5 protein-coding genes, 3 tRNA genes and 1 pseudogene are annotated in these 6064 nt (G+C 39.0%); 4 read left to right on the forward strand and 5 right to left on the reverse strand.

Translation table 11 applies throughout. The features are described from left to right. The first annotated feature begins 21 nt into the window (after positions 1 to 21). The 3 genes from AB204_RS01380 to AB204_RS01390 all read left to right on the forward strand — a co-directional run bounded on the left by AB204_RS01380 (position 22) and on the right by AB204_RS01390 (position 301). Positions 22 to 97: transfer RNA gene (locus AB204_RS01380), tRNA-Lys, on the forward strand. Positions 98 to 127: 30 nt separating this feature from the next. Next, positions 128 to 203: transfer RNA gene (locus AB204_RS01385), tRNA-Lys, on the forward strand. A gap of 22 nt (positions 204 to 225) precedes the next feature. After that, positions 226 to 301: transfer RNA gene (locus AB204_RS01390), tRNA-Val, on the forward strand. A gap of 87 nt (positions 302 to 388) precedes the next feature. On the opposite strand, the gene AB204_RS01395 is transcribed toward AB204_RS01390, so the two are convergent. The 5 genes from AB204_RS01395 to AB204_RS01415 form a co-directional block, all read right to left on the reverse strand. Then, the gene (locus AB204_RS01395) at positions 389 to 1033 is read right to left on the reverse strand and encodes an L-fuculose-phosphate aldolase (protein ID WP_047961608.1); all 645 of its coding nucleotides are present in this window, start codon (positions 1031 to 1033) and stop codon (positions 389 to 391) included. 22 nt (positions 1034 to 1055) lie between these two features. Next, the gene (gene mtnA, locus AB204_RS01400; RefSeq protein ID WP_047961609.1) at positions 1056 to 2159 is read right to left on the reverse strand and encodes an S-methyl-5-thioribose-1-phosphate isomerase; all 1104 of its coding nucleotides are present in this window, start codon (positions 2157 to 2159) and stop codon (positions 1056 to 1058) included. 9 nt (positions 2160 to 2168) lie between these two features. Continuing rightward, positions 2169 to 3458, reverse strand: coding sequence for an S-methyl-5-thioribose kinase (mtnK, locus tag AB204_RS01405; protein WP_235428008.1), 1290 nt, complete (start codon positions 3456 to 3458; stop codon positions 2169 to 2171). A 171-nt stretch (positions 3459 to 3629) separates the two neighbouring features. Beyond that, the gene (locus AB204_RS21075) at positions 3630 to 4001 is read right to left on the reverse strand and encodes a YkgJ family cysteine cluster protein (protein WP_072061371.1); all 372 of its coding nucleotides are present in this window, start codon (positions 3999 to 4001) and stop codon (positions 3630 to 3632) included. A 404-nt stretch (positions 4002 to 4405) separates the two neighbouring features. Continuing rightward, complete coding sequence (locus AB204_RS01415) at positions 4406 to 5230, reverse strand: isocitrate lyase/PEP mutase family protein (RefSeq protein ID WP_047961612.1); 825 nt, start codon at positions 5228 to 5230, stop codon at positions 4406 to 4408. 385 nt (positions 5231 to 5615) lie between these two features. Between AB204_RS01415 and AB204_RS01420 the strand changes: the two are divergent. Further along, positions 5616 to 6064: pseudogene (locus AB204_RS01420) on the forward strand (hypothetical protein); the annotation flags it as partial.

Below are 6064 nucleotides of genomic sequence, written 5' to 3' on the forward strand. Positions count from 1 at the left end.
CAAAATCAGTATTATCTAATTGGGTCGTTAGCTCAGTCGGTAGAGCAGTTGACTTTTAATCAATTGGTCGCAGGTTCGAATCCTGCACGACCCACCATTTAGATATCAAAATCAGAATTACCTAATCGGGTCGTTAGCTCAGTCGGTAGAGCAGTTGACTTTTAATCAATTGGTCGCAGGTTCGAATCCTGCACGACCCACCATTTAGGTATGAACGTATGAAGTGGGCGATTAGCTCAGTTGGTAGAGCATCTCCCTTACAAGGAGGGGGTCATCAGTTCGAATCTGGTATCGCCCACCACTTCATTTCAAGCCTTTCTTCCTACTAAGCCCTTATTTAATTCCTCTATTTCCATAATTTTTGCTGGAGATGCACCTAACCTTTCGGCTATTGTGTTTTTAATCCATAATTCTTGAACTTTTCCAATACGCATTGCATTTCAGCCTGAGAAAGTACCGGAACGCTCTCCATAACGGGAAGCACTTTTAAATACAACTGTGCCAGAATTTCAATCTCATTTGCCAGCCATAATGCTTTTTCCAGATTCACTTCCATTGCAATCAAGCCGTGATGCTGCATTAATAATGCCTTACTGTACTTGATTCCTTCTTTTACATTGTCGGACAGTGCCTTTGTTCCAAAAGTGGCATAGGGAATACAGGGAACATGATCGGTTCCTGTGACAGCAACCATGTAGTGAATAGCGGGAATGGTATGATTGAGGATGGAAACTGCCGTTGAGTTAACGGCATGGTTATGTACAACGGCATTCAGTTCGGGACGAGCCTGATAGCAGGAAAGATGAAAATGCCACTCGCTTGAAGGCACTTTATCCGCTTCATATTCTCCCTCATTACTGACATACACAATTTGCTCGGGTGTTAGCCTTTCGTAGGGTATTCCGCTGGGAGTAATTAAAAAACCGCTTTGATAACGAGCACTAATATTACCCGATGTTCCTTGGTTTAACCCAATCGCATTCATTCTGAGACATGTTTCGATGATCTCCTGAGCGATTTGTTCTCTGTTCATCATGTTCACCTCAAATGACAACTTATGGCTGTTGTCTGTACAAATCAGGGAAAAGTGCCCTCAACCCTTCCTCGCTGGCAGCGCAAATGCCACGCTCTGTAATCAACCCAGTGATAAACTCAGCCGGTGTAACATCAAAGGCATAATTTTCACAGAATGTTCCTTGTGGTGCAGTATTGACCCAGCTTCGTGTACCTTCCGGTGTGATGCCGTATACATGGGATTGTTCTTCATCCGAACGCTGTTCAATGGGAATTTCTTTTACGCCATCCCAGACCGTAACATCCAGAGTTGGTGATGGTAAGGCAACATAAAAAGGGACTTGATTGGCTTTAGCTGCCAATGCTTTGAGGTAAGTGCCGATTTTATTGCATACATCGCCTCGGGCAGTTGTTCGATCTGTGCCGACCATACAGAGATCGACCTTACCGTGCTGCATCAGATGCCCGCCTGCATTATCAGCTATCAAAGTATGTGGAACACCATGTGAACCCAATTCGAAAGCGGTTAACCCTCCCTGATTACGTGGACGCGTTTCATCAACCCAGACATGTAGCTTAATTCCTGCATCATGCGCCATATAAATGGGAGCCAGTGCAGTTCCCCAATCAACCGTGGCAAGCCATCCGGCATTACAATGCGTCAGAATATTGACCGCCTCGCCGACGGGTTTAGTTTCTGCGACACTCTGAATTATTTTTAGGCCATGTTCACCAATTTTACGGCATAGTTCTACATCTTCATCTGCAATTTCATCAGCGATACGGTAAGCGGTTTCGACACGTAATGCATGTTCGGTATTCTTCAATATCCGATATGATCTCTCCAACGCCCATTTTAAGTTGACTGCAGTGGGACGGGTTTTAACCAAAATATCGTAAGCCTGCTGCAACTTTTCATCGCTATTTTCCTGACGCATCGCTAAAGCCATGCCATACGCGGCAACGGCACCAATCAATGGCGCTCCCCGTACCCACATTTCTTTAATAGCTATTGCAGCATCCTGCATGGTGTGCAGTCGAATAATCTGCACTTGAAAAGGAAGCTTAGTCTGATCGAAAATTTCGACGGTATAACCATCGTCAGCAAGCCAAACGGAACGGTAATGAGTGCCATTAATTTTCATATCAGCCTCTTAACATTGTGCTATATAGCGTTTAATGAGAGAAAAATTGTGATAATTTTCCCGATTTACAATTAACTCTCGTGCTAATTTCAGTGCACTTTTTTCACAAATAGCACGCTGATTTTGATCTTCAATTTGTTTGAAATCGGCAACACCAGCAAAGCCAATAATGCGGCGATTAATTTCTAATCCAGCATAAGCGAGAGTATCTTTAAATAAGGTGGACAAAAAGTCATCTTGCGCTGTTTTCAAGAACGATGTGTCGAACGTACCTTGTTGATAAAGACAGGTAGGGTAGGCATCTCCTGGGCTTTTCTCATTCCATAATTGACAAAAATGGTGTTTGAATACTATCCAGGTTGTCTCTATTTGTTCCAAAAGCCATGTTTGGTAATCGATACATTGTGCATTATTTTCTCGTAGGGCAGGTTGGGCAAAATAAGCAATCAGCAAATTACCGATGTAATTTCCGATATCAAACGCCATTGGCCCCACGAAACTGAATTCAGGGTCAATCACCTTTGTGGAGTTTTGTGTCACCATAATGGAGCCGGAATGGAGATCGCCATGTAGCAATGCTTGTGCTTGTGTCATGAACTGATACTTATATTGCATGGCTGTTTGAATGAGCGCTCGATCTTGCCAAAGGGAGTAAATTTCATTGTCAAGTTGGGGGGTAGTCCAATTATTTCGTTCCGCATTAAAATAGGGTTCTGTGAAGATCAGGTCTTCAGTAATTTTGCAAAGTTCATGATTATTAGCGAAACGAGCGACCAGATCTTTTTTCTCTTTGCCTGCCATTCCAATATCGGATGTATGAAATAACGTCTTGGCAAGAAAAATCCCTATATCTTCCGCAAGGCGGGGAATTTCTATTCCAGCAATTAGCTGTTTGCGTAGGATGATATGCTGAGACAAATACTCCATGACAATGAGAGACATTTCCTCATCATAAAAATAGACATCAGGAACATATTTTGGGGCAACTTTATTTTCTTCAATCAAGGTATGATATTCAAAATGCGAGCGAACAAGAGAAAGTTGCCATGATTCACCAGCAGCTCTTACATAAGGCAAGGCTTGCTTCACAACAATCGTTTTTTCTTTTCCAGAGACAATAAACACTAAGTTGAGATTACCATCACCGATTTCCTGTACTTGCCAAGTTTCAGGGGAACCACCCAATGAAAGTGTTATTGGTAAATTTTGAGAAAGATAGTGTGGTAAAGATTCACAAGTTTGTGGGGTATACCCTGTAGGAGTATGAGCAGACATCATTTTCCATCCTGATAATTTCATGAAGGAATGTTCATAAACTGCACAGCGATAATTTATTTTGCTGTAATGATTTTTACAATTGTTAACTATAGATATGCAAAAGTAAGTCGTCTGTGATGGAATTAACGAATATTCTATTGCCGATCCTTATTCATTTTTTCTTTATCCATCTAATCGATGATGAAATATCAGCTATATTTGAGGTTTTGGCAGTGGAGGAAGACCATAAGCGGCTCTGGCACGATCACAGCTTTCATTATAATCGCCATTTTCCCAGGCTTGAGGAAATTCTCTACAAGGGGAAGGCCTTTTATCATAAATAGCACAAGAAACTGATTGACCAATTTCACCGCATAAATTAACGCATCGGGGGCGAGGTTCATTTGTACCTTTCATGCATCGCATGAAATTATTTACTTTCTCTGTCATAGAGATGGGAACTGTGCCGCCACCATCTTCAGCTTCCGCCCAGTAAAATGAAACACGAAAATAAGCACAACAAGCACCACAGCTTATGCAGGGATTATCTTGTAATTCAGATTGAGAAGTTAACGTTTGACTCATACCAAATGTCACTATCTGATGTTTAAGATATACACTCAGGTAAAATTACCTTATCCTCAAAAGCTCATTTTCCAAAGAGAAGATGACCTCTTTAAAAAGAGATTATGTTGCCAAATTATATCTTTCTTCAAGATAAATTTATTTTATTTGGAATTTATTGAAATAATTGAATAAATTCAATTAATCTGAATGTTTTATTTGTAAACAATTTAATTTGGAAATTTTTATTGCGTGTAATTAATTTATCAGTACTGGAATTAAAATTGAAAGAAGGCGAAGATGTAAAAATAAAGAACACCTTCTACCTATTGGATAAGAGACTACTGGGATGAAGTGATCCCTTAAAGTTGGATAACCAACTTTAGAGGGGCACTTCAAAGATAGGATCTAAATAAGTTGTAGGCTTATTTTTCCTGAGTCAGTAGAGCATTTAACTCCATATAACTGAGTTTTGCGTTATCATTTGGTTGTAGGATACCGTTCTTCAAAAAATTTTCCATACTAGCCTGTGTGATACCATAAGCTTGTTCCGCAAAGAAAGAGCCTCCAGAAACTCGTTTAACACCTGCGGCGAAAAATTCCTCAGCGCAGGGAGCATTAGTGGGTGCCATTACATTTAATGGTCCGTTAATATGAGAGCTAATTATTTGGCATATTTTTAGGTCGATCAAACCGGGAATAAAAATACAATCTGCACCAGCGGAAAAATAAGTATTGGCACGAGAAATAAAATGATCCGGATCTTTACTTTCACCACGAAGCCATGAATCTATACGGGCATTGATAAATAAATCATAATTCAAGTTATTAGCGGCAGTACGTGCAGAGGCAATGCGCTCAGCACCATCTTCTATGGACATTGATTTGCCATTTTTGGCGTCTTCAATATTGATACCCACACATTCGACAGAATATAGATCTTGTATAAGATGATCCATATTTTCACCTGTAGCTAGCAAACCATCTTCAACATCGGCAGACACTGGAAGGTTGGTGCTAGCAGTAATTAAACCGAGTGCTTTAATGATAATTTTTCTATCAGCTAATTGATTATCGGGATAGCCTAAACTCCAAGATATTCCGGCACTGGTTGTTGCTATTGCTTTTACTCCATTTTGTTCGGCCAAACGGGTACTCATAACATCCCATGAATTAGCTAATAGCAAATGGCCTTCTTTATGGAGTTGACGGAATGTTCGGATTTTCTCATGTAGGCTTGTTCTTATCATATTGTTTTCTCAAAAGTGGATTTTATTTGGACATTAAATGTCTTTTGTCGTTAATGAATATAACTAATGCTCATACCTGTATGCTTTTTTAAAAACTCTAATTCATCATTACACTGGTTTTATATACAGTCAATAGATGAAGCGATGAAAAATTTAATCTAAAATTACAACTATAATTGTTAACTAGCGTGACTATCTAATCTATTGTTTCATTTCTTAAATATTCTTCTTTGTTCTGTAATTGTTATTATTTTTTTGAACTTAGTATGTTTAGGTTATTATTTTTTATGAATGTTAAATATCTGTACAAACATATTTCGTTGAGTAGCGAAGTGAATTCATGAAATGGTATTAGAATAATTAAATCTCATTTTTGGAGGTGAAAATGAAAAAATGTCCTATTAGCTTTAAAACGTTACATGAAGTTAAGGTTATCTTATCTGAGCCATCATTTACTGTACGCCCCAAGTCAGCTCCAGTACCAAAGGAAATAGAAGCCAGTTGTGCAGGGGCAATTTTTGCATCACTTGTTCGTATGAGAGATGGTAGTCAGCATGATAAGTTAAAGATAGCAGTGATTCAGGCACTGGATTTTTTTACAGAGCAGGAAATTTATCAAACGACCTTGATAGTCGCAGAAATTCTGTATAAGAAAAAAGAAATTAATTCTGCTGAATCACTAACATTATTTAACTATGCTTTGCCTATATGTGTTATTGGTTATCTTATAGGCATTCATCATAGTGAATGGGAGAATTTAGTGATAAAATCTCACGAATTTTTTGATTGTATTATCTCTAATGGAGATAAACAAAAAACAATTGAATCAATTGT

The organism is Xenorhabdus khoisanae, assembly GCF_001037465.1.
GTDB lineage: Bacteria > Pseudomonadota > Gammaproteobacteria > Enterobacterales > Enterobacteriaceae > Xenorhabdus > Xenorhabdus khoisanae.